Below are 25,503 nucleotides of genomic sequence, written 5' to 3' on the forward strand. Positions count from 1 at the left end.
ATGATGTGGAATCGAAGGGAATAATTTTTAGAATATTCTAATATCAATTATATTTCATCTTATCTTTAAAATCTAGGATAGTCCCCCTGTAAAAAAAATTCCTCAGTAACTTGAACAGAGTATAAAAATAGCATTTGGCGGGCGCTTCCACATGCACATCAAGTTAACAACGACGGATACTACTAGTAGAGCCGTTTCTACAATAAAACTGTCTATGCTAATGAAAAAAAACATGCCAAATAAACCTTTCGCCCGTTTTTCTGTAGGAGGGCAAACAGGCGAAGCAGTATCTTTGATAATTCTTGGGTGCTTTAAACAGTAGTGAAAAATAATCTTTGATGATATAAATGGCTTTATATTCGCTGAGTTCTCGTTTTTTCTTGGTGAGGAGTAGCTGCCACATTTGAAACATGGTGGAGGAACAGAGGAGAATGCCAATCAGTTGACCATAGAGATGACATTCTAATCGCTCTTTTTTTATCTCTTTACAATGATCTATTTCAAAGAAGGATTTCCATGTTTTAAAAAGTAATTCAATTTGCCAACGTAAAGAATAAAGATCGTGAACGTGTCCCATTGGGACATCTTCTTGTGGCGTATTGGTTATGTATACATTCATAGCACTCAACCGTTTACTCCGTTCTTTCATGACAATACCTTTCTTTTTCTCCTTTAACGCTTGATTTTTCCAGCGTTTTCGGGTTTGTTCTTCCGTAAGTCGATGGATAATGACCCTAGTCGGTAACTTTTGATACTGGCCAATGTAAACGTCAGAGATCTCATAGGTTTGTCCTGGTTTTAATTTATGCATGATTTCTTCTATATCCAATTGAATATACTCGGTTTGTTTTTTGAGCGTTCCATTTTTGAAGGGTCCGGGATCAGGATTCCTCAGATAAATCCGAGTGTTTAATTATAAGCGAGAAATATAATAGGCTCCTTTCTCATCCATTTGATGGAGATCTTTCAAATCAAAATCACCTAAATCGCGTATACATAAATCACTTGTTTTAGGTTCGATCATTTTGTTTTCCTGGTCCTGAGTGAACGTGTAGGAATTGACCGCTAAGAAGATCATATTCTAATTGAATCTTTACGCCAGCTGTATGGCTACTGCCTCCGGATCCTTGATAGGTTGAGGCAAACACATCTGGAAGTTGAAAGGTCGTAGAATCCAAGATTCGTATACGCTGAAACTGGGAAGCATAACAATGAGTAAGAACCTGAGAGGTATATAGCTTTTGAGTAAGGAAGTGAATACGTGTTGTAGAAGCTTGACAGCCGAAGTATTAAATCGCTGGTTGAGCCCTTCAGAACTTATTAAGACCCCCGTTGAAGATTCTAGTGAACTACATAACTGTGTCAGGGAAGTACTCGCTACTTTTTGACTTAATTAACCACACGCACAATGCTATTAAATCTTTGGCTTGGTACTTACTCGTCCTTTGAACAAAGCCTACCTTTTTGGCCAGCTGTTGGAGAGCTTGTGGAGACAAAGATCGTTGTAATTCCTGTGAAAAGAGAGTAAGTTCACCTGAAACCTCGTGACACATAAAAAAACACCATCCTTTCTACATATTACAGAAAGAATAGCGTTTTTTTCGTATTATGGATACAATTTGGCTTTCGCTTGATGGTGAAGGGGCGCTACCCCTGTCCCCCCTTGCTTTTTTAGTAACATCCTCCATTTAATTCAGTATAGGAAGCCTTATCTTCATTTTAGATAGCAATATCTCCTTTATTTTTCGACAGCTTTTGCCGCTTTCTGTAGGTCAATGTTCGCCAAAGCCATTCGAAAGGTCCAAGCCGAAAATTCTTAAGCCATAAATTGCTGAAAATGATTTGCACTATAAAAACACCAATGAAAATTAATGCGGACTCGTACAATGCTATTGTTCCATATAAGCGCATGATAAAAAAGATCACGAACCCAATTAATGTTTGAGTTAAATAATTGGTTAAAGCCATCTGTCCATATAAGCGAAGCGGAGATAGAACCTTTTGAGCAAAGCTCACACGCAGTAAAAGCATTAAAGTTGTCATGTAGAATGCCGATAAAGTAATTCCGCCTGCTTGTAAATAAAGCGTTTCGAAAGCTTTTATTAAAGCAATTGGATCTTTAGCAACTTGGCAGTAATACAACAAGCCGATTAATGGTATACTTGCAAGCCCTGAAGCTGCCTGAATCTTCTTTAACGGTTTAATAAACTGTTCAATATGTTGAAAAACCCCTATTTTTCCTGTATATAATCCGAGTAAGAATATACCTAAAAGCAAAGGTATAATAAGCAGATGTTCAGGTGTTTCAGTTAAAACTTCGGCGTTAAAATGCCAGATAAGCCAGTCAGCATACTCTAGTGTATGATAGGCTTCAATCTGCGCTTCTTTATGAAAAGAACCATACAATAAAGAAGGATTATTCAAAAACATAAAACCGGCAAGACCATGGACAAGAATGATAAATGCTGATATAAGCGAGACTCCCCATACGAGTATTGTTTTCGGTTTGCGGTTATAAAAGAATAAAAGGAAATAGCCGGTAACCGCATATAACAACAAAACATCTCCTGTCCAAAAAAACAGCCGGTGAATGATTCCGAAAAGCAGTAAGAAAAACAATCTGCGAGCGAAAAGTTTTTTTCCATATCCCTTTGCTTCAGCCCTCGACATAAAAATGAAAAAGCTTAACCCGAACAAAAAGGAAAACAGAACAAAGAATTTATTGGATATAAAAAGATTTAAGAATATTTCTATCCACTGATTTATCGTAACCTCTTCTTTTTCAAACGGGGTAAAAATACCCAGCATAATCGGCAGATTCACCATAAAGATTCCTAACAGGGCAAAGCCGCGTATACAATCAATCGTACCAATTCTTTCTTTAATCAATAGATTTGTATTCATAATAGCTCCTTTCTATAATTATGAAGTGTAAAGCGGTCCGTTTTCCACACTATTACATTCTAGTACTGTTCAATGCAAGGTACCTTGCTAAAAAAATAAACTAACACACTTTTTCCTGCTTGTTAGTTTGAAATAAAGTTTTTTTGCTCAGCAAGTTATTTTTTTAAGGTAATTTCACCCTTGTCTGTTTCAATCGTCAAGCTCCGTTTTTTATATTTTTACCATATTGATCACCCGATTCTTTATTATGTAGTAAATAATGAAAGGTAGTTTACAAAAATCAGTATTGTTTAATAACAGGTACCATTTAATAACATTATATTCCATAACTATTAAATAATGCAAGGTAGTTTATTCCTCATAAACAAAATGTGAGCACCAGATAAATAGAAGTAAAAAATTGTTAGCGATCCGACATCTGCAGATTCCTCCAAGATTATTTCATCATTGACACCAAAATTAGGGGTACTACCCATGCCCATCAAGCTAATATTTTGAAATATCCCCAAAATAAATATTTTATCCCTTCATAGTTGTCCATGGGAATTCAGCTCATTTTTTTCGTTTTGGGGTAACTCGTTCTTGTTAGCTTGATGGCGATGGGACGCTTCCACCAAATGCTTATTTTTGTTCCAACTTGTTAGAAGTAATCCTGACCTTTAAAAGGTTACTAACCCAACCAATATAATTAAGAAACCTCCTATAATATAGAAGGATGCCCTCATAAATTGATCCTGTTTGTTTATAGTCTGAAGAATACTTTTCAAAAACTTATTCATTGTAAATTTCCCTCAAAATTATTCATTTGGAAAATTGATACAATAATTATAGAATACATCAGTTTGTACCGGATAACATGGTAGTCAACGTATAATAAACAAAATGGAGATTCTGTCCATTCATTTCGAAGCCTTCTTCACTGGTAGCCACTTTCTTGAAGCCGTTTTTCTCCAAAACTCTTTGGGAGGGAATATTAGTAGTGGTCGTCTTTGCATGGATTTGTTTGATATCTTTATTGACGATTTTCTTTAGTAATAATTGCAGAGCCCTATTGGCAATCCCTCTTCCAGTGTATATTTGACCTACTCGATAACCAAGATGCCCTATTCTTTGGTTTTCTTCGATATCTACCACATTTATTCTTCCTAAAATGGAATGGTGGTTATCCTTGATTAAATAGAAAATGGAAGCTCCTCGTGTTTGTTCATCGAGTAATGCTTTATGGCTTTCATTGAAATGAGCAGGGGTATAATAGTCATCTCCACGAGACGGGACCATTTCTTCAAAAAAAGCTCTGTTTTCCAGTTCGAATGCTAACAACTCTTCCATATCTGAATCTTGTAACTCCTCTATGAATATATCCATTTATGCCGCCACCCTTCTATCAATTAAGTAGATTATACTATGAGATCAATCCCTACATTAATAGGAGCGGGGCAACCGTCCATTATTTTTTGGTCTATTTCATTGTTTCAATAACGGCTGAAATACCCATACCTCCACCTATACATAGGGTGACTAACCCATATCGACCATTACGACGTTCTAGTTCATAGAGAATCTTAGTTAGTAAAATCGCACCTGTTGCCCCAAGTGGGTGCCCCAATGCAATGGCTCCTCCGTTCACATTGATTTTGTCCAGTCCCACGTTCCACTCCTTAATCACCGCAAGGGCCTGGGCAGCGAATGCTTCATTTAATTCGATTAAATCCAGGTCTTCCATTGAAATATTCGCAACTTGTAATGCTTTTTTCGTGGCAGGTACTGGTCCAATCCCCATGACTTCTGGGGATACGCCTACTGCTGCATGTCCAATAATGCGTGCGCGTGGTTTAAGGCCCAGCTTCAAAGCTTTTTCCTCAGACATCAGCAACACGGCTGATGCACCATCATTGCGACCACTACTATTACCTGCTGTGACGCTTCCTCCTTTTTTAAATACAGGCTTTAATTCGGCTAACTTTTCGGGAGTCGTTTGTCTCGGATATTCATCTTTGTCGAATATCACCGTTCCTTTTCTAGTCTTCACTTTATACGGGATAATTTCATCTGCAAAGCGGTTTTCTTCAATCGCCTTTAAAGCAAGTGACTGACTGCGAAAAGCAAATGAATCTTGCTTTTCTCTTGAAATCCCATACTGCTCCACCAAGTTTTCGGCTGTGAGTCCCATTGTAAATTTGCCATATTGATCCTCTGGTTGTGAACGGGGTTGGCTTTCTGTATTCGGATCAAGCAATTGCCCGTTATTTGCACCAAGTCCATAACGAATACCTCTCATGTAATAGGGTGCTGTACTCATGCTTTCTGCCCCACCTGCAATGATGATGTCGCTTTGCCCACATTGAATTTGTTGAACGGCATTTACGATCGATTGTAATCCTGAACCACATTGTCTATGTACTGTGTATCCGGCCACTTCTACTGGAAGGCCCGCGCGTAATGCAGCAAGACGCGCAAGGTTAGGGGAGTCGGCACTTTGTTTTGCCTGACCTAATATGACTTCATCAACAAGACTCGTATCTAGATTGGATCGCTTAACAATGGCATCGATCACGGAAGCCGCTAGGAAATCGACTTCCACCTCTTTTAGTGTTCCCCCCATTGTGGCAATGGGGGTCCGGACTGCATCTACAATTACAACATTCCTCACTTCTTACACCCCTTTTCATCATATTCATAAAAACCGCTACCTGATTTTCTACCAAAACGACCGGCCTTTACATATTTACTTAATAAGGGACAAGGCCGATATTTTTCACCCAATGTTTGATATAAATACTCCATATTCTTTAAGCGCGTATCCAAACCTACCAAGTCTGCTAATTCCAATGGTCCCATCGGATGATTGAGTCCTAGTTTTAACGCTTGATCAATGTCATGTGCAGAAGCGACACCTTCCATGAGCATGGTCATCGCTTCGTTTCCAATTAAACAGTTCATACGGCTTGTTACAAAGCCTGGGAACTCATTGACTTCAACCGTTTGTTTATTCATCTTTTCCCCAACGGCTTTTGCAAAGGCCATCGTATCATCACTTGTCTGTAATCCCCGGACAATTTCAATAAGCTTCATCTTATGAGGTGGATTAAAGAAATGCATCGCAATGCATTGATCAGGCCGATTCGTTTGGGCCGCTATTTCTGTAGGACTCATTGTTGAGGTATTCGTAGCTAAAATCGTGTGTGGTAAACAATATTCATCTAACTTTTTAAAAATCTCAATTTTCAACTTCATGATTTCCGGTACGGCTTCAATCACTAATTGAACGTTCGAAGCCGCTTTTTCAAGTGACGTTTCATAGAAAATCCGTGCGATTGCCTGCTGCTTTTGATCCAAACTGATGATCTGCCTTTCAACAGCCTTCTCCAGTTCTTCTTCAATAAACGCTTGCGCTCTTTGTAAGGTATCTTCATCCACATCATTAAGTTGTACAGTGAATCCGTTTTGAGCAGCGGTTAATGCAATTCCCCTACCCATCAATCCACTTCCGACGACGGCTATTTGTTCCATTTCCCTCTCACCCTTCTCTCTCATAGACTCCCATTCATCCGTAGAATCCGTTCATAGTCCACCAAATACTTCATGGCTTTAACAATCTTTTCTGGGTTTGGATAGACGAAGAATTGTTTTTCCTGATAGAAAGATACTGCTTTTGGTGCGATCGCAGTTGCCCCTAAGCGCCCAACGATTATCGGTTTTTGGTGCGATTGGAAGACTTCATAAATGGCCTCGGCAATGATAAGTGCTCCCGGGTCGGCATTCGATGTTAGCATAACGAGCACACCATCGATTTGTGAATCTTCCACAACGGCTGTTAATACTTTCTTAAACATATCAGGGTTTCCGATTATCTCCGCCGTTACGTCAACGGGATTATTCGCTGCGCCAAATACAGGAATGTATTGCTTGATCTTCTCGGCAGTTTCTGTAAGTTCAGGTACCTCAAGTCCATTCGCTGTGCATAAATCGGCAATTACACTACAAGCACCACCAGAAGCTGTAACAATCCCAATGCGATTGCCTTTAGGCAGTGGTTGTTTTTCAAATATCGCAGCCACTTCAATTAAGTCCTCGATTTGTTCCACGGGTAATACATTATATTTTCTAAAGGCCGCCGAATATACCGCCTCATCACCGGCGATGGAACCCGTATGTGATTGGACGGCCCGCTTTCCTACTTCAGAACGTCCTGTTTTATAGACAAGAACTGGTTTTTTCGCCTCTAACGCTTTTTGGGTCGCACGTTCAAATGCCTTTGCATCTTTTAAACCTTCCATGAAGGCCGAGATAACTTTCGTTTGTGAATCTTCAGCAAAGGTTTCAATAAAATCGGAAGTTGTGAGATCCACTTCATTTGCCACTGTTACCCATCGGCTAAAGCCCACTTTATTCTCCCAAGCACGACTGAGTAAAGCACTACCCATCGCTCCACTTTGGGAAATGAATCCGATCCCGCCGGCCACTTTTTCTTTCGTTGTTAAAGCCGAACCGAATGCCATATACACATTGTCATTTGGGCTGGCCACACCGATTACATTTGGGCCGACGATCCGAATCCCCGCTTCTTTAGCGATACTTAATATTTCTTGTTGTAAAAGGGCCCCTTTTGCACCGGTTTCAGCAAAACCCGATGAATAGATAATGACATTTTTAATCCCTTTTTGTTGGCATTCACGCATGACGCCAGGGACACTCTGTGCTGCCACAATAATACAAGCCACATCAATTGGCTCAGTTACATGGGTTAAAGAAGGATATACGCGATGACCGAAAATTTCATCTGCCTTAGGATTGATCGGAAACACTTTCCCTTTAAAATGATTTTCCACCAAATACTTAACTAAGCGGCCACCATTCTTCTTTTCATTAGACGATGCGCCTACAATGGCTATGGATGAGGGATGTAATAGTTTATCTAGGTTTTCTAAACTCCGGCGCTCCCCTTCAAGTTCAATAACCGGCTCATTTAAAATGCGCACATCACAGATGAGTGGACCTTCTGCAGAGAAGATAATAGGATTCAAGTCTAACTCTATAATTTCAGGATGGAGGGTTACAAGTTCATTAAGCTTCTGACAAATGTCCACAAGTAGATTCAAATCGATTCCGGGTTGATCCCGGTACCCCTTTACTAGTTCAGCGCTTTTCAAATCATCTACCATGCTAAGAACATCCTGCTTGCTTACGGGCATAATTCGCATGGAAAAGTCCTTCAAAATTTCTACGAATGTACCACCCATCCCCAGAACCAAAAGATGTCCGAACACGGGGTCCCTTTTGATTCCTAAGATAAGTTCCAGCCCCTTTTGGGACATTTTTTGAAGTAGTACACCCTCTAATTTCGCTGAAGCATCATAGGCGATGGCATTGTTAATAATGACTTCATAGGCTTCTAAAAGTTGCTGCTCATCTTGAATATTCACTTTGACAATACCGGCTTCCGTTTTATGCGTAATTTGCGGGGACATACCCTTTAACACAAGTGGATAGCCAATCTTATCAGCAAATACCACTGCCTCTTCGCGTGTTTTCGCCAATTCAGCAGGGGCAACAGGTAATTTAAACTTTTTTAATAATTTCGCCCCTTCATATTCCGTTAGAAATGTCATCTCCTCCACCATTTGTTCTGTCAAAGTCATTTAACCACCTTCTCAATCTCAGGCTTTTTTTTACGTTGGCTAAAGCGCAGTTCAAATACTTCCTCAGCAATTTTATTTTTCAGCATTTCTGGTGTACCACCTGCAATCATCCAACCACGAACGCGACGGAAAATATATTCCAATGGATAATCCGTTGAGTAGCCATATCCACCAAAGATTTGTACAGCTTCATTTGCCACCTCAAATGCGGTTGTATTGATATAACACTTTGCCATTGAAGCCTCTAATGGGCTTGGAGCTCCTTTATCTGCATTCGTTGCCGCTTTATATAACAAGAGGCGACCAGCTTCCAATTTCATTTTCATTTCGGCCACCTTCCATTGAATCCCTTGGAACTCTGCCAGTGGACGCCCGAACTGTTCACGTTCCTTTGCATGTTCAACTGCCATATCAAAAGCAGCTTGCGCTAAGGCCAATGAGCGGGATGTATTCCCCATACGTTCGATGTTAAACATGGTAAATAACTTTTTGAACCCATTATCCGGAACCAGGATATTTTCAATCGGTACTTCACAATCTTCGAAGAATAATGCACAATGTTCCTCACCTGACATATGTGTTTCCGTTTTTCCTAGTGTGAATCCTGGTAAGTCACGTTCAATCAAGATGGCTCCCGAGCTACGAACATCATCACCGAAACGGACCCAGACTACGTAATATTGATTATGAGGACCATGTGTATTGAATACTTTCGAACCATTTACGATGACTTTATCTCCCACAATACGTGCTCGTGTTTCCAAGTCGGTTGTAGCTGAACCTGCATTGGGCTCACTCATGGCAACAGAGATCAACTGTTCACCCGCTAAGATCCCCGGGAGGGTACGGGCCTTCAATTCTGGTGAACCATAGGCAGACAATTGGCGAATCGCCCCAAAATTCCCCACCTGGAACATATCAGCTGTATTCGGGCAAACTTTTGCGATTTCTTCCATGACGATAATGGCTTCCATTAACGTCATTCCTTGACCGCCGTCTTCTTCCGGTAGTGTCATGCCCATCAAACCGTGTTCTGCAAGAATCCGTGCATTCTCCCATGGCACCTCACCGTTTTTTATCCATGTGTATGCTTTTTCCGAGAATTTTTCTTTTGCTAAATTCTTCGCCCACTTTTTTAAATCTTCCTGTTCTTTTGATAATGTAAAATCCATATCTAGCACCCCTTTAGTAGTTTTATAGTTGGAATTAAATAGTTTAATCCACTCCCTTTATATATAAGCAATTTTGATGCCAACTTAAAAAACATAGAGAATCCTTTACTTCATTGCCTTTTTATACACCCATAAATAAAAAACGTTTAGTTTATGAACAATTTCGTTCATAAACTAAACGTTTCACTTTCCTGCGAAAATAGGTTTTCTTTTTTCAATAAATGCTTGTGTACCTTCTTGTTTATCTTTTGTCCCAAACAAAAGAGATTGGGCTAACTTTTCTAATACTAGTGCTGAGGATAAATTTATCTCAGCTCCCTCCTTCACGACTAACTTAGCTAGCCGGCAAGCGATGGGCCCTTTGGTAATGATTTTTTGTGCTTTAGTAATGACTGCTTCCCATAGTTCTTCTTGGGGTACGACCGCCGAAACGACTCCTAGCCTTTCAGCTCGTTCCGCTGTCATCACATCCCCCGTTAAAATGAGGTCCAGCGCGACCCCTTTGTTAATCAAACGGGATAATCTTTGAGTTCCCCCGCCACCTGGAATGATGGATAAGTTTAATTCTGGAAAGCAAAACTTTGCATTCGCAGAAGCAATTCGGATATCACAGGCTAACGCTACTTCAAATCCCCCACCAAATGCATACCCATTGATGGCGGCAATCGTTACCTTTTCACAATTCTCGATTTTTTCACATAGCACGGACAAGTCAGCCTCTAAACCTTGAATAGGTGTTTTCACGGTCAGCTGGTTAATATCCGCACCGGAAATAAATGATTTACTTCCGGCTCCCGTCATTACAATGACTTGGACTCCATCGTGATTTACCCATTTATCTATGGAAGCGGAAAGTTCTTGGATGGTTTCTTTATTAAGCGCATTATGGACCTCTAACCGGTTTACTTTAATAATTCCTAGTGCGCCATCTTTATACACGTCTAAATATTTGAATTCACTCATCCTTGTAGCCCCCTAAATTTGATAAAAAACATCCGTGTTTTTTTCACTACTAAGTCCCTTTAAGAAAACTTGGCTCGGTTTCACACCTATAATCGGGTTACAATTGGACGTGAATTTCGTTTGGAGTTGTTCTGTAGTTAATGGTTTGGAAGGTTCACCTAACGGATTATCGATAAAGTGACTCCATTCCTCTCCATTATTCATCACCATATCTACTTTTGCTGCGCGATACTCTGGATACAGCTCATTTGCCTTTTCATCCACGTACACATCAATTTTTTTCGCTAATTCCCAAACCTCTTCAGGTGCATGGGATGGTTGGAATAAATCCACATGCAATTCATCATGTAGACAAGCCAAAGCAACTGCATAGGGCATGCTCATTTGTGCATCCAATAGATTCGTGCATTCTTTATGATGATGCATCGCGGCAATTTCATTTACCCCGATTTTAATGGCTCGAATTTCTTGAACATCGATTGAAAATATTTTCTTCATTTCATTTATCACATCAATCGCCACATGTAAGTGCCGACAACATGGATATGGCTTGAAATAAATATTGAAAATTTCATATTGGGTTCCTAGATTTGCAAATAACCGTTCATTATTTATGTCCCCGGCGAATGCTTCAAAGAATCCGTTGGTCCCTTCCAAAACATTGGTTGGACCTGTTAGACCATGAAGACTTAATAAGGCTGCGTGTATACCATCTCTTGCTGCTTGTCCGGGGTGGATCCGTTTCACTTCAGAACCCGTTCCTAAAAAAGCAAAGAGGCCACCCGCAAAGCTACCAGCGATTCCGAAAGCATTTTGGATCTCCTCCACGTCCATTTTATGCAAATAGCATACAGCAGCCGTTGCGCCAAAAATTCCGGTAATCGGCGTATTATGAAAACCCCGTTTACGAGAATTGGGGTGTATCGCGGCGGAAATTCTCAAACAAACTTCATAACCAATGACAATGGCTTTTATTAGTTCATCCTTTTCTGACTGTAGGCTTTCCGCAATCGCCAGTACGGCCGGGATGATGGGTGCAGCGGGATGAACCGACCCTTGTGTATGGCCATCATCAAAGTCCAAGCAATGTGCACTCGTTCCATTGATGAAAGCGGCATTTGCTGGGGAAAGCCTATGCTTTGAACCAATGACGTTACTTGTCCCCGTCCCTTCGCTTTCTATTAAATAATGTAATACCCTCTTACTTGTTTCTGTTTGAGATCCCGTAATGGCTGCGCAAAAATAATCCGTTAAAATATGATTCACTTGTTTTTTTACTGTTTGGTCTAGTTGGACTGGATGAAAACCATGAATGAACTTTGCAAATTCATGTGTAACTTGTACAGGTGTTCCGACTATACTATTTGACATCTTGTACCTCCTTTTCGATTGTAGCTTATTTTTCCTGAATACCCTTGGCCGATAGGCAACCGATTCCTAATAAGAGTGCCTTAAAAATAAAAATCGACCCAAGACCGATTAATGTGCTTAAGTTAGCGAAAAGAAAGGGGAGTATTGTTTGTGATAAACGATTAGCCGCCAAACGAATACCCAACACTTCTCCCGTTTGGTTTACTGGCGCTAAATTATACGTGAGTATAATCGTCAGTGGCTGTGTCACACCTAAACCAGCTCCTATAATAAAGACGATAAGAAATAAGGAGGCAAAACTACTCGTAAACGTCACACACGCATACCCAACTGCCCCAATGAGCATAAAAAGCCATAACGTTTTAACGCGCCCAAATAAAGTGATGAGCTTTCCTATAAAAATCCTTGCAAGCATATTAGCACCAGCCATTACTGATAGTAAAATGCCAATCCGGGAAGCTGTGAACCCTATACTTTCTGCATATAAAGGAAAGTACACATAAAACAAATCCAAGGCCGAGAGCACCAGCATTCCAGCGATAATCGTTTTTCTCAAGTGGACTTGACCAATAAGTTGTGTCACGCCCAGATTGTTGTCTTTAGCTTTCTTTGTTTCTTTCTTTTTCGTCGTTTGAATGCCTAATGTCGCTATAAAACTAACAATCGGTGCACAGGCAAGCACGATAAAGGCCATTAGATAGCCAAAATAATCTGTAGTGAATCCACCGACAAATGGACCAATGAACATGCCTGTCGAAGTAAATAAACTAAAGGTCCCGACTGCCCTATCACGATTCCTGCTTGGAACGGCACTGGCCACCCCATTTTGCAAGGCAACAATCGTTAAGATCTGACTGGTCCCTAATAAGAACTGAGATACAAAGAGCATACCGATGCTTTGAAATAAAACGGGTAACAATGCTGAAACGCCAATTCCTAAAGCCCCTATCAAAATGGGTATTTTTTCTCCATATTGATCAATGAATCTTCCGATCTTAATGGCTATCAATAAAGGGCCAACCGAATAACACATCGTGATTAAACTGATCTGGAACATCGTCGCATCTAAAGAGCTCGCATATAAAGAGGTTAATGGACGTATTCCAAAAACTGCGATGAATACAAAAATAGCCGCGATATATAAAGAATAAAGCTTCATACACATCATCCAAACCTAACGTCATTTAAAAAAAGAGGAGTAAATACTTTCATATTCACTCACACCCTTTAATAAAATCTATTTATTTTGTTAATTCCAAGTTTGTATCAACAGCCTCGACCGGATTATTCCTTGTCGTGTAAATAAGGGCTAACAAACCAACAAGGAGACCCAGGCCAATAATATCCGTAAGCATTCCTGCCGATATCAGTAATACGGCTGTGATAAAAGCCAATACCCGTTCATACCAGAATAGTTTTCGCTTCAACCAGCCAACCATGGCCATTGCTAATACGAAAACGCCTATACAGGCCATTAATATGGTCCACATTATGGCCGATACTTTCCCTTGTGCTAACAATTCCGGACCGTATATGAACATGTAGGGAATCAAGAATGCAACAAGTCCAATCTTTGCAGAAGTTATACTGGTTTTCAGTGGATGACTTTTGGCGATTCCCGCCGCTGTGAAGGATGCAAGGGCTACTGGTGGTGTGATTGGTGCTAGACAAGAGAAGTAGAATACAAACATATGGGCGAATATCGGTTCAATTCCTAAATTAATTAGTGCTGGTGCCGTTAACACACCAAGTAGAATGTATGCTGCTGTCGGGGGAAGCCCCATTCCCATGATGATACACGCTACCATCGTTACAACTAGCGTTAAGATAATCGAGGTACTACCAACGTTCACCATTAGTGTAGTCAATGTTACACCCACACCTGTTAAGTTAACGACCCCAACAACAATACCCGCTGTGGCACAGGCAACGGTTGTTAGAACCATCCCTTTTGCCCCATCAAGTAATGCATCTATGAAGAAACCCCACTTCACTTGTTTGAAGTAGAATGCGATATAGGACACGACTAATGCGACAATTGACCAGAATGCCGAAAACATCGGTGAGGCTTGAACAAATACAAGCATGTATATAAGGAAACCTAAACCAATATACAAATGGAATCCTGCTAAAAACGTTTCTTTCAAGTTAGGTAAATCCGCTTTCGAAAGGCCTCGTAAGTTTTCCTTTGCAGCTTCCAAATCGACATAGAAGTAAATGGATAAATAATATAAAAGGGCCGGTATGATGGCAGCAATGATGATCTCTGAATATGGAATCCCAGTCATTTCTGCCATAACAAAGGCGCCAGCGCCCATGATTGGTGGCATCATTGAACCACCTGTTGAAGCTACTGCCTCTATTGAAGCAGCTACTTTTGGTTTATAACCAATTTTTTTCATTAACGGGATGGTGAACTGTCCTGTCGATGACACGTTGGCTACCGGACTACCTGAAACCGTCCCCATTAATGCACTCGATACAACCGCTACTTTTGCTGGGCCCCCACGATAACGACCCCCGAAAAAGTAAGCCAAATCGATAAATACCTTACCAGCACCCGTTGCATTCAAGAACGCACCGAAAATGATGAAGAGGGCAATAAATGTTGCCGCAATCCCTAACGTGCTTCCCCATAATCCTTCACTTGAAAGGAATATTAATGACATGAAACGATTGGTCGACATGTTCGAAGACTCAAAAACACTCGGGAAAAACGAACCAAAATATGAATAGAAAATGAAGGCTGTGCCGATTAACGCTAAAATTAACCCAGCCACACGTCGAGTTGCTTCAAGTACTAAAATGATGGTCACCGCACCAAAGAAAACATCTAATGCATTTGGCGCGCCTACACGAAACAAAAGTGTTTCATATGTAGAGAATATATAAATCCCTGAACTAACCGATAATGCAACGGCAATAAAATCGAGTATCCGCCAAGATTTTGGTAGTTTAATGGGGTACATTAAAAATACTAATATTAGAATTAAGTATAGGTGGAGACTTCGTTGTAACATGGGCGTTAGTAAACCGAACCCTCCCGTATACAACTGGAAAATCGATAAGACAATGGCCGTGATGAAAATAATTTTCTTCACTAAATGGTGTTGTGGTTTTTGAGGTTCATGCTCCATATTTTTTCCCCCTTTTTAATTACTTTATAGCTCCACTTTCTTCAAAATATTGTTTCGCACCTGGATGCATCTCAATGACGTTTTGCACGGCACTTTCCATACTTACTTCTTTCATAGAGCTATGTGCAAGCTGGATTTCTTCTATATTTTCAAAGAATCCTTTTACAAAGTTATACACTGCTTCATCTGGTATATCGTTACGTGTAACAATTTGGGTATTGATGGCCAAAGTCCTTACATCATTTTCTACCTCTTTATACGTACCACCTGGCAATACATAAGGAAAAATGGATGGGTTTTCTTTAAATATTTTTTCACTTTCTTCTTCTGTGAAGCCAACAATATCTATGTCCCGTGTACTCCCTAGCTCTTGCACGGCTGATGCTGGCGCTCCTGCCCAAACAAATGTCGCATCTACTTGGTTATCCCTCATTCCTTCAATGGCATCTGCAAAGGACAGATACTTTTGCTTGACCCCCTCGTCATAAGACAACCCCAAAACTTCCAGAACCTCTTTACTTTTCAGTTCCGAACCACTACCAGGCGCACCCACAGCCACACGTTTTCCTTTCAGATCATTAAATGATTTAATATTAGAATCCTTTAAAACAACCAATGTAAGGGGCTGCTCGTATAGGCTTATTACACCGCGTAATACATCCGAACGGGCATTTCCTTCGAATTCATGTGTTCCATTATAAGCAGCTAAAGCACTATCCCCACCTACAAGTGCGAAATTCACCTCATTGCGGTCCAATAATCGAACATTTTCAACAGAACCACCTGAAGCCTGATTCGTAATGAAAATCCCCTTTGCATTATTGTTTAGATTTTGTGAGATGGCCGCGCCAATTGCATAGAATGAACCACTTGTACCGGCTGTTGTCATCGTTACTTTGTAATCCCCATTTTCATTTTTTTTGACTACCCCATTACTTGCAGAAACGTTACAAGCTGATAAAATGATGACAACCAGGAACATCCAAACGAAACGCGAATACCTTCGAATCCTCATATATGAATCCCTCCCTTATAGTTCTCTTCCTTAATTCCGTTGAGCAAAGAAAGTTTGTAGACGCTTCAAGTGATCTTCATTCCCACGCAAAAGTGTTTGATGCATATTTTCGAGTGTCATGATTTTTTCGATTTGGTCATTACTTTGTTGGTTGATTAATGATTTTGATATGATAAAAGAATCAACGGGACCTTCAATTAATTGTTGCGCCATCTCTATTGCGTACTCCATTCCCGCTCCTTCTTCTACAACTTCATTGATGAGTCCTTCTCCTAATGCCTCCATAGCCGTTAGGCTCGCACCATCACAGAACCACTTTTTTGCTTTCTTCTCTCCAATAATGTTTGGTAGATAATAATGTAATCCTAAATCCGGAATAAGTCCTAAATTCTTAAAGGCCAATATGAATTTCGCATTCTTCTCCGCTATTGATAAGTCCGTTGCTAACGCTAGGCTGATTCCCGCTCCGGCGGCTACCCCATTCACCATGCTAATGACGAGCTTCTCGCAATTACGGATGAGCATAATGATATGTTTAGAGAGTTCCATATTTCTTCGAATACTTTCAGCATCATAAGGCTCCTGCATGGCTTTCACATCACCACCTGCACAAAACGCCTTGCCTGAACCGGTCAGGATAATGACTTTTATATCTTGATTGAATTGCAAGGATTGTAACTCTGAAAGTAATTCCTGCTTCAGCTCATATGATAGCGCATTCATTTTAGTCGGCTCATTTAATGTAATGACACGGATTTGTCCATATGATTCGGTTCTAATACTACTCTGCAACTTGTAATCTCCCCCTTCCTAATAACTTAACAAGCAAAATCCGTGCCAATTTTAAAATGGCTTAAATTCTAACGAATCCCCGACGAATCTGTTCATTATTTAAACATCCATATAAAAACGTTCATTTCGTAAACATACGCGTAAGATTACTCCAAAAAAATACAAAGCGGAAGAATCCACTTTGACTTTTTATATTTCTGATATTCTCTTCCACAATGTTGTTCGGCTAATCCCTAGTAATTCGGCCACAACCTTTTTATTATCGTTATGTTCTTCTAACATTTTCATAATCACTTGCTTATTAATTTCATCTAACGTTCCTGTTCGTACGATTAGTTCATCTCCCTGGGATTCCAATTTTTGTCCCTCACCCATCTCTTTCAAAATATCTTCTATGAAATATTTTTCTTTTTTTACATTTTTCGAATAGAGGATATACCGCTCTACGACATTTTCAAGTTGCCGTACATTCCCAGGCCAACTATAATTCTTGAAGAAATTTTGGATAGGTAAGGTTAAATCAGAAAAGCGAATCGAATGATTTAACTTTTGAAAATGTTGATCCACAAGTAATGGGATATCTAATCCCCGTTCTCTAAGGGCTGGAACATCTAAATGCAATATGCTAAGCCTAAAATAGAGATCTAATCGAAACTCACCTTTATCCACCATTTCCCATAAATTTTTGTTTGTGGCTGCAATCACCCGAATATCAATCGGAATGACCCCTTCTCCACCAAGTCTCATAACTTCTTTCTCCTGAAGGACACGTAATAACCTGGTTTGGATATGCGTCGGGATTTCCCCAATCTCATCTAGAAAGATCGTGCCCTCATGTGCTAATTCAAATACACCTTGACGGCCACCCTTACTTGCACCAGTGAATGCCCCTTCCGTGTAGCCAAATAATTCACTCTCTAATAAATTTTCAGGCAAGGCTGCACAATTTATGGCAACAAAAGGACCTTTGTTGCGGCTACTTTCATTATGTATACTTTGTGCAAAAAGTTCCTTTCCGGTTCCACTCTCTCCTATTATAAGAACAGTGGACTCCGTCTTTGCATACTCCTTTGCCAAGTCAATGACTTCCTCCATTATTGGATCTTCATGAATGATTTCATCAAATGTGAATTTGGCTGTATGTCCCTTTACATGTAAATCCCGTCGGATTTTCTGTTCTAACTTTTGAATTTTACTAACCTCTCTGCAATTCACAAAGGTTCCAATCTTCGTATACCCGACAATCACAGGACTGTATGATACATTAAGGGTTCCTAACGTAAAGTTCCCACCCTCAATGTGTTTACTGCTTTTCAATAAAATATTCTTTAACTCCACCAATGAAATTTGTTCCTTACTTTTCCCTATATAGTCTGTCCTGCTCACATTGAAAATCTTTTCAGCCGCAGCGTTCATCGACTCAATGATGCCTTCCTCATTCAAAAAAATGATGCCTTCTTCCGAAACATTGATTACAGCATTTAACCGTTCTGCCTCTTCCTTGATCATGACGCGATCCCTTGCTACTTGATCGGCTAGAACCAAGGCCCGCTTAATTGTACGGGGGTTGGGTGGTAAGTACATGCTTTTCATCCCATAGCTTGATGCAATATTGGCTGACCGCACGCCACCTCCTACAATCACATCCATGCCATCCTCTTTCGCTTGTTTTATTTGTTCGATCAATTGACGATCTGATTGATATGGATAAAAGGAGACCTCGAAACCTAGAATCTTAGTCACTTCTTCAAAGTTAAATAAAAATCCTTCCTCTGGAAAAGTAATGAAACAAATTCGATCCCCCAGCTTCTTTGCTTCGATAAATCCTTGTAGTAAATCGAGATGCTCCGAATCTGAATACACAATGGGAAGATCGATTACTTCTCTTACTTTCGCCGCTGTACCCGCCCGACTAATGACTACTTCATATGTATCTGTTTGCACTAATCGTTTTACTTCCTGTGCCGCTTCATCTAAAATTCCTTCTACAACGGTTATATCCAGCCTTAATTCATCTGCAAGTTCTCGAATCAGTATAGCCATTTCAGGGTAGCCAGCAGTCATAATCATTTTATGTCCCAAACCGTTCACCTCACAAAATTCAAAATTTTCTTTTTTTAATTGTAAATGGATTTCTAGCATAATAAAACCTAAACGGAAAAAATAAACAAAAAAGTTATCAATAAACAGTTATAAAGTAACATATATCTATTCGATTAACCTGAACTGCATAATAAAAACACCGTGAATGTAATCATCCACGGTGTTTCCCTTTATCCTTTGAATTGACTTTGGAATCCTTCTCGCAAGCGTTCTGGCAGCTCGACAATGGTTTCGTTCAATGTATCCAGCTTTGTTTCGATCCGGTGAAGCAAGTACAAGGTTACAATGATAGGAAACCCGATATCGCTGACAAACGGTAGGATTTGGTCCACTTTTATTCACCTGCCTTGAGTAGTTTTAGTCAAAAAGGACAGGCTCACCGCTTCCGGACTTGTCCTTCCAAGATGAGCCTGCCTATGAATGTAGTTGAATCACCATGAATTCAACCACATTAGCAAATAATTCGACCATTGTGGGCATTAATTCAACCGTTACGACGGATAATTCGACCGTCAGAAGAGATAATTCAACCGTTACTAATTTTAAAGTACTTCGACGTCCTCGACATTACGCTCGACCACGCGTGCTCCCTTGATGCTAACGATATCTCCTGAAGAGGTGATGAAAACATTTTGCGCGATGATTTGTTGCATCGCTTGCTTCACTTGATTCACGTCCACCGGTTCCTTTGGATTATCCACAGAAATCGTCGACGACTTTCCTTCTTCTGTTACAAAGATCATTTCCAATGCTTTAGCCATATCTGTCACCTCCCTCTTTTTTTGACATCACACTACTTACCCGATGATGGCGTTCGTATCCACGCGGTTCACTTCACCCATCGGATAATTCTGCACACTCGCAATGGCCTTGGCTGTCGCCGATAATTGATCGACCAGTGCATTCGTTTTAATGTTAGAAAAGGATTTACGTTTAAAAACGATCTCGCCTTTTTCATTGAGGCCCGTTTCAAAATCCAATCGTAACGTTGTCGATAATTTGATTTGGTTTGCCATGTCGCTCACCCCCTTTCATACTCTATATAAACTTTTTCGCGGGAAAAGTAGCATGGCGGGTAAAACTTTTTCATAAAATGCGTAAATATGGAATAAATCATGTAAAATAAAAGAAAGAACATCGAAAACCTAAGACGTTTCCATCACAGTAATGTGGGTAGAGAAAGGATGAGGCTTTCTCTACACGTCTCTTTTGAGGAGGAAAGTTCATGAATCCTGTCATCTTATTTGATGGTGAATGTAACTTTTGCGATTCGAGTGTCCAATTCATCATAAAGCGCGATCCGAAGGGGCTGTTTCGTTTTGCTTCCCTTCAAAGTCCAACTGGACAAGAGTTGCAGAAGAAGTATCAGGTTCCCGGGAATATCGATAGCATCGTCTTGCTTGAGAATGGCAAGGCCTACTATAAATCGACTGCAGCACTAAGGATATGTAGCCATTTGAAAGGCGCTTGGAAGCTGTTTTATAGCTTGGTCATTGTCCCACGTTTCATTCGGAACACCGCTTATGATTTCATTGCCAAAAACCGTTATAAATGGTTCGGGAAAAAGGAAGAAAGCTGCATGTTGCCTTCACCAAGTATCAGGAAGCGTTTCTTATAAATGAAAAAAAAGACGAAAAGCAAAGGTGCTTTTTCGTCTTTTTTATATATTCAATGATTTCCCACAAAATAATAGTTCCTTGAAGGAGTGATTTCCCTTGTATCCACAAACAGTATTAGAAATTATAGGGTCTACTATTTTTGTAGTTATGCTGTATGCCACTGCCTTATTATTGCCACAAAAGATCAGGAAATTGAGTTTACTAATGGCCTCTTCCATTACCGTATTCGTGCTTGCATTCTTTGTTATTCGCCCCTATTGGGTTGATTATCAAGTATCCAAGAAGACTGAACAACTCAACCACTATCTTGAGGACAAATATCCGAATCAAAGATGGCAATTCAGTAGGGACATTGGGAGAAACTATAATCCGTATCACGTAAATGTAGAATTTGAAAACGAAAAAGGGTGGACGTATTCGTATTCCTTGAGCAATGAGTTGTGCCAAGGCTCTTGGTCGCCACCAGAAGGAAAAAGCCCCAGTGAAGGGAAACATTTCGAGAAGAGTTGTGATTAGGCCGCCTCTTGTCAGTAAATGATTTCAGACTTTATCTTGCACTTTTTGCACTAAAGTCAAGCCAGCCGCATTCTATTAAACGTTAAAACACTTACTTACTCAAACTTAATGTCTTCCCAAATAAAACGAGGGTTAAATTCATTCGGTTCCAGGTCCGTTTCTTTGTACGTAATCGGCTTTTCATTTGGCATCGTAATGGTTAGTTTCCTTTTATCTTCGCTTAATTTCAAAGTGAAAAGGGTAGTGCGATTTCGATTTTCTTCATTATATAGGATACCCGTGATTGTGGAACCAGTCGGATTCACGATTTCAAAATGCCTAAGTGGATCAATCTCGTTTTTTGTGATTCTCTGAAGGGTATACGTACTGATTTCATCCCTCATGATAATAAGGTACGTGTCATTCGATATCCAATAATTGTACAATTGGCTACCAAAATACTTAGGGGTCTTATAAGAAGGAACATCGCTCGTTTCCACTAAGTCTTTCCCCTCTTTTGTTTCTTGCACTTGGAACTTTCCTTCTTGGATGGCTGGTTCTTCACATGCAACAAGGCTACCTATCATCAGCCATCCAATCATTACTCTTTTACACCTATGCACATCTTATCCCCCTATTCCATTTCTCAACGGGTATCTTTATTATCTATTGATTATAATTCCTCTCTTTTATTTACCATAAAAAGGAACTAATTTACAACCAATACGCTAAAAAAAAACGATCCCTACATCTTCCCATTTATTATTTTTTACAATTTTTCACTAAAATATACTATTATATTAAAGACAACAATCAAGGAGGAAAGTCATGAAGAAAATGGCCGTCATACTTACTTCGTTATCCGTATTTTTAGCTGCTTGTGGAAATTCCTTTATTTCTTCTCAATATCAAGAAATTGATACGATTGAAAATGACTTAGGGGATCATGGAACGGTTTATCAGGCTTATAGTAAAAGTGTTTCAGAGGTTGCTAGTGAGATCCGGACGGACACAGAACCCGATCATGCTTCAGTAAGCAGTGAGGAAGAGATGTTTCTCCTCTATCCAGAAGACTCAACAGATGAAGTCATACATATTATGAAAGATGAACTAAACCCAGCTAATACGATCATTGAAGTCGTCGAAGAGGATTTTGCCGAAAATAGCTATGACTTTCCTCTTATGGAAACACTCGGCGTTTTAAGTGTGGCTACCACTTTGTATGGCTGGAATCAAGTAGACTCGAAAACATTAAAGAAACGGCTGGGCTATAAGGGTTATGTTAACGCGTTTAGAAATCATAACTCCACTAGTATCCCCACTAATTCTTTGATGGAGGATGAAGAGGGAGACGAATCCGGATCTTCATACACGGGTAGCGGTTATAGAGGGACAGGCAATGTGAAAAAATCATCAGATCCGGACAGCATTCGAAATGGTGATGTTGTACGTGGTGGCGGTCCGGGGACCGGGAAATGACAAGGAGGATATAAGAAATGTTTGAAAACATTATAGACGTACAGGAAGTGTTACTAACAATCTATTACTTTTTGGTATTGGGTGTAGTATCCATTGTTTGTATGTGGATTTTCGAAAAAATCACACCGTACAATGATTTTGAACTGATCAGAAACGGGAACAGTGCGGTCGCTATTCAGTTTGCGGGGAAAATCTTGGGTATCACCTATATCATGAGTACTGCCGTTGACACAAATAATTCCTTACTGGGTGCCGCAATATGGGGCATCATCGGCTTTATCTTGATGATGATCGGTTATTTTATATTTGAGATCGCTACACCGAAATTAGATGTGAGAAAAGAGATTGAAAAAGGGAAAGTATCGGTTGGAATCATTGCAGCCGCTATATCCCTCGCTATCGCCTTTATCATTTCAGGTGCCATTTCATAAGACGGACTAACATGAAGAATCTGAGTTCTTTCAGGTTCTTTTTTGATGGATCATTATAGATTGTGAAGGAGAGAACAGTATGTCAGAAAGAGCAAGCCACATTCAAAAAAGAAGAATCTTCACGTCTTCCGGGATTGTTTCTATATGTGGGATTGTGTACCAGGTACTATATGGAGCCGCTGGTGGCTATCTTTTCGGGGATTCCACATTATTCTATTGTTTAACCATTGGCTTGTTTTTGAGCGGGATGGGCATTGGGGCCATGCATAGCGGTAAATTCCATCGCCACTTGATGTCCAAATTCGTGATAACGGAATATTTGATTGCCTTAATCGGTGGTTTCTCCATCTTCTCTGTTTTTTACATACAAGCAAATTTCGGGGATGGGACATCCAAGGTCTTTTTATTTGCCATCATCATTATCACCGGTTATCTTACAGGATTGGAAGTGCCCCTACTTATTCGGAAATCCGAAGAAATTGATGCCGACTTAAAGGAATCGACTGCTAATGTACTGGGATGGGACTATGTTGGTAGTCTATTGGGGACCGTGGCTTTTGCTTTTTGGCTAAAACCGATGCTGGGACTGATCAAGACCGGATTTTTTATCGCTTTTATCAATATCATCGTGGCCCTCTGGATAAGCTTTGCATTTAAAAAAGAGATTCAACAAACGTATATCAGACTGACGGGGATCTTATTAACCATCGTGATTGGCTTAGGTTTTTTATATGGGGAACAGTATGCCCATACATTGGAGCAGAAACTTTATAGAGACCCCATCGTTTTTTCCAAAGATACGAAATACCAGAAGATTATCATGACGAAAGATACAGGAGATTTACGTTTATACCAAAATGGACAGCTTCAGTTCGCTGAATCAGATGAACATCGATACCACGAAGCGCTGGTTCATATTCCAATGTCGCTTTCCGACAAGAATACGAATGTACTGGTCCTTGGTGGTGGTGATGGGTTGGCGACAAGGGAATTATTGAAGTATAAAGAGATTCAAAACATTACCCTGGTAGACTTGGATCCTGAAATGACGACCCTTTCCAAAGAGAACCCACTTTTGACGAAGTTGAATCAAAACTCCTTTCACTCTAAAAAAGTTCATATTATTAATGAAGATGCCTTTAGTTATTTGAAGAATGCCGATGACGTATATGATGTCATCCTTGTAGATTTACCTGATCCGAATAACGAGTCCTTGAATAAACTCTATACGTGGGAATTCTATAGCTTAGTTAGGAACCACCTGACACCAACTGGCTTTACTTCTATTCAATCGACTTCCCCTGTATTTGCTACAGCGGCTTTCTGGACGATCAGTAACACCGTGAAATCGACAGGGTTATATGTGGATAATTATCATTTAGATATTCCTTCGTTTGGTAATTGGGGTTTCACATTAGCCTCCAGGGAAAAGTTTGATATTGAAACTGCTGAACTAAAAGTGGAAACTACCTATCTTGCGGATGAAATGATTCCATCTCTCTTTTACTTCGGCAAAGATGAAGATCAAGATATAACCATCAAGGGTAAGCATTTTGAGATCCCCGTTAATTCATTAAATAGACCCGACCTTCTCGACTTATATGAAAGAGCTTGGGATTATTATTAACAACAAGAAAGTTGAAACTTTTCCTCACTCTTTCCGTACTATCTATTATAAATTATTTACAGAGGAGGTATTTTATTGGATAGGCCTAAGTCGGTAAATAAATCCAGTCTTGTTCTTCCTGTTTTCTTTGGAATGGGAATAGGTGGGGTATTTGGGTTAGTTGCTTATGTTAAAGACTGGCTCTGATTAAAAATGAGCGAGACGGAAAGCAGATTATACCTTCCGTCTTTTTACTGCTAGGACGTGGACTATCGCCATAAATGGTTGGCAGTCGAGCTCAATTGCAGTGATATATCTCACTTTTAACCTTAATCAAGCTGTTACACTTTGGATTGTGTTAGGAAATAGAGCATGTACGAACAAAAAGCTCATCTTTGAAGGACCATCCCTTCAAAAATGAGCTTAATTCGACCATTGTGGCGATTAATTCAACCGTTATAGGCATTAATTCGACCGTTACGACCAATAATTCGACCGTCAGAAGAGATAATTCAACCGTTACTGATTTTAAAGCACTTCGACATCCTCGACATTACGCTCGACCACGCGTGCTCCCTTGATGCTAACGAAATCTCCTGATGAGGTGATGAAAACATTTTGCGCGATGATTTGCTGCATTGCTTGTTTCACTTGATTCACATCCACCGGTTCCTTTGGATTATCCACAGAAATCGTCGACGACTTTCCTTCTTCTGTTACGAAGATCATTTCCAATGCTTTAGCCATACCTGTCACCTCCCTCGTTTTCCGACCTCA

At 40.1% G+C, this 25,503-nt stretch carries 23 protein-coding genes and 1 pseudogene; 5 read left to right on the forward strand and 19 right to left on the reverse strand.

All coding sequences use genetic code 11. From position 1 onward, the window contains the following. Positions 1-245: 245 nt before the first annotated feature. The 17 genes and pseudogenes from ACIQXU_RS03895 to ACIQXU_RS03975 form a co-directional block, all read right to left on the reverse strand. Positions 246-1,553: pseudogene (locus ACIQXU_RS03895) on the reverse strand (IS4 family transposase); the annotation flags it as partial. A 166-nt stretch (positions 1,554-1,719) separates the two neighbouring features. Continuing rightward, the gene (locus ACIQXU_RS03900) at positions 1,720-2,904 is read right to left on the reverse strand and encodes a DUF418 domain-containing protein (protein ID WP_402986808.1); all 1,185 of its coding nucleotides are present in this window, start codon (positions 2,902-2,904) and stop codon (positions 1,720-1,722) included. Positions 2,905-3,741: 837 nt separating this feature from the next. Beyond that, positions 3,742-4,269, reverse strand: a complete 528-nt coding sequence (locus tag ACIQXU_RS03905) for a GNAT family N-acetyltransferase (protein ID WP_402957985.1) — start codon at positions 4,267-4,269, stop codon at positions 3,742-3,744. Positions 4,270-4,363: 94 nt separating this feature from the next. Next, positions 4,364-5,554 (reverse strand): thiolase family protein, encoded by a 1,191-nt coding sequence (locus ACIQXU_RS03910; protein WP_402986810.1) that lies wholly within the window; start codon positions 5,552-5,554, stop codon positions 4,364-4,366. Then, the gene (locus ACIQXU_RS03915) at positions 5,551-6,414 is read right to left on the reverse strand and encodes a 3-hydroxyacyl-CoA dehydrogenase family protein (RefSeq protein ID WP_402986812.1); all 864 of its coding nucleotides are present in this window, start codon (positions 6,412-6,414) and stop codon (positions 5,551-5,553) included. The genes ACIQXU_RS03910 and ACIQXU_RS03915 overlap by 4 nt, the downstream gene beginning before the upstream one ends. A gap of 20 nt (positions 6,415-6,434) precedes the next feature. Further along, positions 6,435-8,543, reverse strand: coding sequence for an acetate--CoA ligase family protein (locus ACIQXU_RS03920; protein ID WP_402986814.1), 2,109 nt, complete (start codon positions 8,541-8,543; stop codon positions 6,435-6,437). Continuing rightward, the gene (locus ACIQXU_RS03925) at positions 8,540-9,715 is read right to left on the reverse strand and encodes an acyl-CoA dehydrogenase family protein (RefSeq protein ID WP_402986816.1); all 1,176 of its coding nucleotides are present in this window, start codon (positions 9,713-9,715) and stop codon (positions 8,540-8,542) included. Before ACIQXU_RS03925 ends, ACIQXU_RS03920 begins: the two co-directional genes overlap by 4 nt. A gap of 183 nt (positions 9,716-9,898) precedes the next feature. Then, positions 9,899-10,678 carry an enoyl-CoA hydratase/isomerase family protein gene (locus tag ACIQXU_RS03930; protein ID WP_402986818.1) on the reverse strand — a complete coding sequence of 260 codons (780 nt, stop codon included), beginning with the start codon at positions 10,676-10,678 and terminating at the stop codon, positions 9,899-9,901. A gap of 12 nt (positions 10,679-10,690) precedes the next feature. Next, positions 10,691-12,049: an MmgE/PrpD family protein gene (locus ACIQXU_RS03935; protein WP_402986820.1), complete on the reverse strand. Its 1,359-nt coding sequence runs from the start codon at positions 12,047-12,049 to the stop codon at positions 10,691-10,693. Positions 12,050-12,074: 25 nt separating this feature from the next. Continuing rightward, positions 12,075-13,208, reverse strand: coding sequence for an MFS transporter (locus tag ACIQXU_RS03940; RefSeq protein ID WP_402986822.1), 1,134 nt, complete (start codon positions 13,206-13,208; stop codon positions 12,075-12,077). Positions 13,209-13,290: 82 nt separating this feature from the next. Next, complete coding sequence (locus tag ACIQXU_RS03945) at positions 13,291-15,186, reverse strand: TRAP transporter permease (RefSeq protein WP_402986824.1); 1,896 nt, start codon at positions 15,184-15,186, stop codon at positions 13,291-13,293. Between the two features lie 19 nt (positions 15,187-15,205). Then, positions 15,206-16,201, reverse strand: a complete 996-nt coding sequence (locus ACIQXU_RS03950) for a TAXI family TRAP transporter solute-binding subunit (RefSeq protein WP_402986827.1) — start codon at positions 16,199-16,201, stop codon at positions 15,206-15,208. 30 nt (positions 16,202-16,231) lie between these two features. Then, on the reverse strand, positions 16,232-16,993 hold the full coding sequence (locus ACIQXU_RS03955; RefSeq protein ID WP_402986829.1) for an enoyl-CoA hydratase/isomerase family protein: 762 nt from the start codon (positions 16,991-16,993) through the stop codon (positions 16,232-16,234). 189 nt (positions 16,994-17,182) lie between these two features. Next, positions 17,183-19,075, reverse strand: coding sequence for a sigma 54-interacting transcriptional regulator (locus tag ACIQXU_RS03960; protein WP_402986831.1), 1,893 nt, complete (start codon positions 19,073-19,075; stop codon positions 17,183-17,185). Positions 19,076-19,266: 191 nt separating this feature from the next. Next, entirely contained in the window at positions 19,267-19,428 is a 162-nt protein-coding gene (locus ACIQXU_RS03965; RefSeq protein WP_402873704.1) for a YvrJ family protein, read from the reverse strand. A 210-nt stretch (positions 19,429-19,638) separates the two neighbouring features. Further along, positions 19,639-19,857 (reverse strand): DUF2922 domain-containing protein, encoded by a 219-nt coding sequence (locus tag ACIQXU_RS03970; protein ID WP_402986833.1) that lies wholly within the window; start codon positions 19,855-19,857, stop codon positions 19,639-19,641. Between the two features lie 36 nt (positions 19,858-19,893). Beyond that, positions 19,894-20,112, reverse strand: a complete 219-nt coding sequence (locus tag ACIQXU_RS03975) for a DUF1659 domain-containing protein (RefSeq protein ID WP_402986835.1) — start codon at positions 20,110-20,112, stop codon at positions 19,894-19,896. Between the two features lie 209 nt (positions 20,113-20,321). On the opposite strand from ACIQXU_RS03975, the gene ACIQXU_RS03980 reads away from it, so the two are divergent. Further along, the gene (locus ACIQXU_RS03980; protein ID WP_402986837.1) at positions 20,322-20,714 is read left to right on the forward strand and encodes a thiol-disulfide oxidoreductase DCC family protein; all 393 of its coding nucleotides are present in this window, start codon (positions 20,322-20,324) and stop codon (positions 20,712-20,714) included. Positions 20,715-20,811: 97 nt separating this feature from the next. Further along, entirely contained in the window at positions 20,812-21,231 is a 420-nt protein-coding gene (locus ACIQXU_RS03985) for a hypothetical protein (protein WP_402958015.1), read from the forward strand. Positions 21,232-21,326: 95 nt separating this feature from the next. Here the strand turns inward: ACIQXU_RS03985 and ACIQXU_RS03990 are convergent, their stop codons facing one another. Next, positions 21,327-21,833: a hypothetical protein gene (locus ACIQXU_RS03990; protein ID WP_402986839.1), complete on the reverse strand. Its 507-nt coding sequence runs from the start codon at positions 21,831-21,833 to the stop codon at positions 21,327-21,329. 205 nt (positions 21,834-22,038) lie between these two features. Here ACIQXU_RS03990 and ACIQXU_RS03995 point away from each other — a divergent pair, with 205 nt between their 5' ends. The 3 genes from ACIQXU_RS03995 to ACIQXU_RS04005 all read left to right on the forward strand — a co-directional run bounded on the left by ACIQXU_RS03995 (position 22,039) and on the right by ACIQXU_RS04005 (position 24,747). Continuing rightward, on the forward strand, positions 22,039-22,689 hold the full coding sequence (locus tag ACIQXU_RS03995; RefSeq protein ID WP_402873692.1) for a DUF4247 domain-containing protein: 651 nt from the start codon (positions 22,039-22,041) through the stop codon (positions 22,687-22,689). Between the two features lie 17 nt (positions 22,690-22,706). Continuing rightward, entirely contained in the window at positions 22,707-23,120 is a 414-nt protein-coding gene (locus ACIQXU_RS04000) for a DUF350 domain-containing protein (RefSeq protein ID WP_402958021.1), read from the forward strand. A 79-nt stretch (positions 23,121-23,199) separates the two neighbouring features. Beyond that, positions 23,200-24,747 (forward strand): polyamine aminopropyltransferase, encoded by a 1,548-nt coding sequence (locus ACIQXU_RS04005; protein ID WP_402958023.1) that lies wholly within the window; start codon positions 23,200-23,202, stop codon positions 24,745-24,747. 507 nt (positions 24,748-25,254) lie between these two features. Here the strand turns inward: ACIQXU_RS04005 and ACIQXU_RS04010 are convergent. Beyond that, positions 25,255-25,473, reverse strand: coding sequence for a DUF2922 domain-containing protein (locus tag ACIQXU_RS04010; RefSeq protein WP_402873702.1), 219 nt, complete (start codon positions 25,471-25,473; stop codon positions 25,255-25,257). Positions 25,474-25,503: the final 30 nt, after the last annotated feature.

This window comes from Peribacillus sp. NPDC097284 (assembly GCF_044761765.1).
GTDB lineage: Bacteria > Bacillota > Bacilli > Bacillales > DSM-1321 > Peribacillus.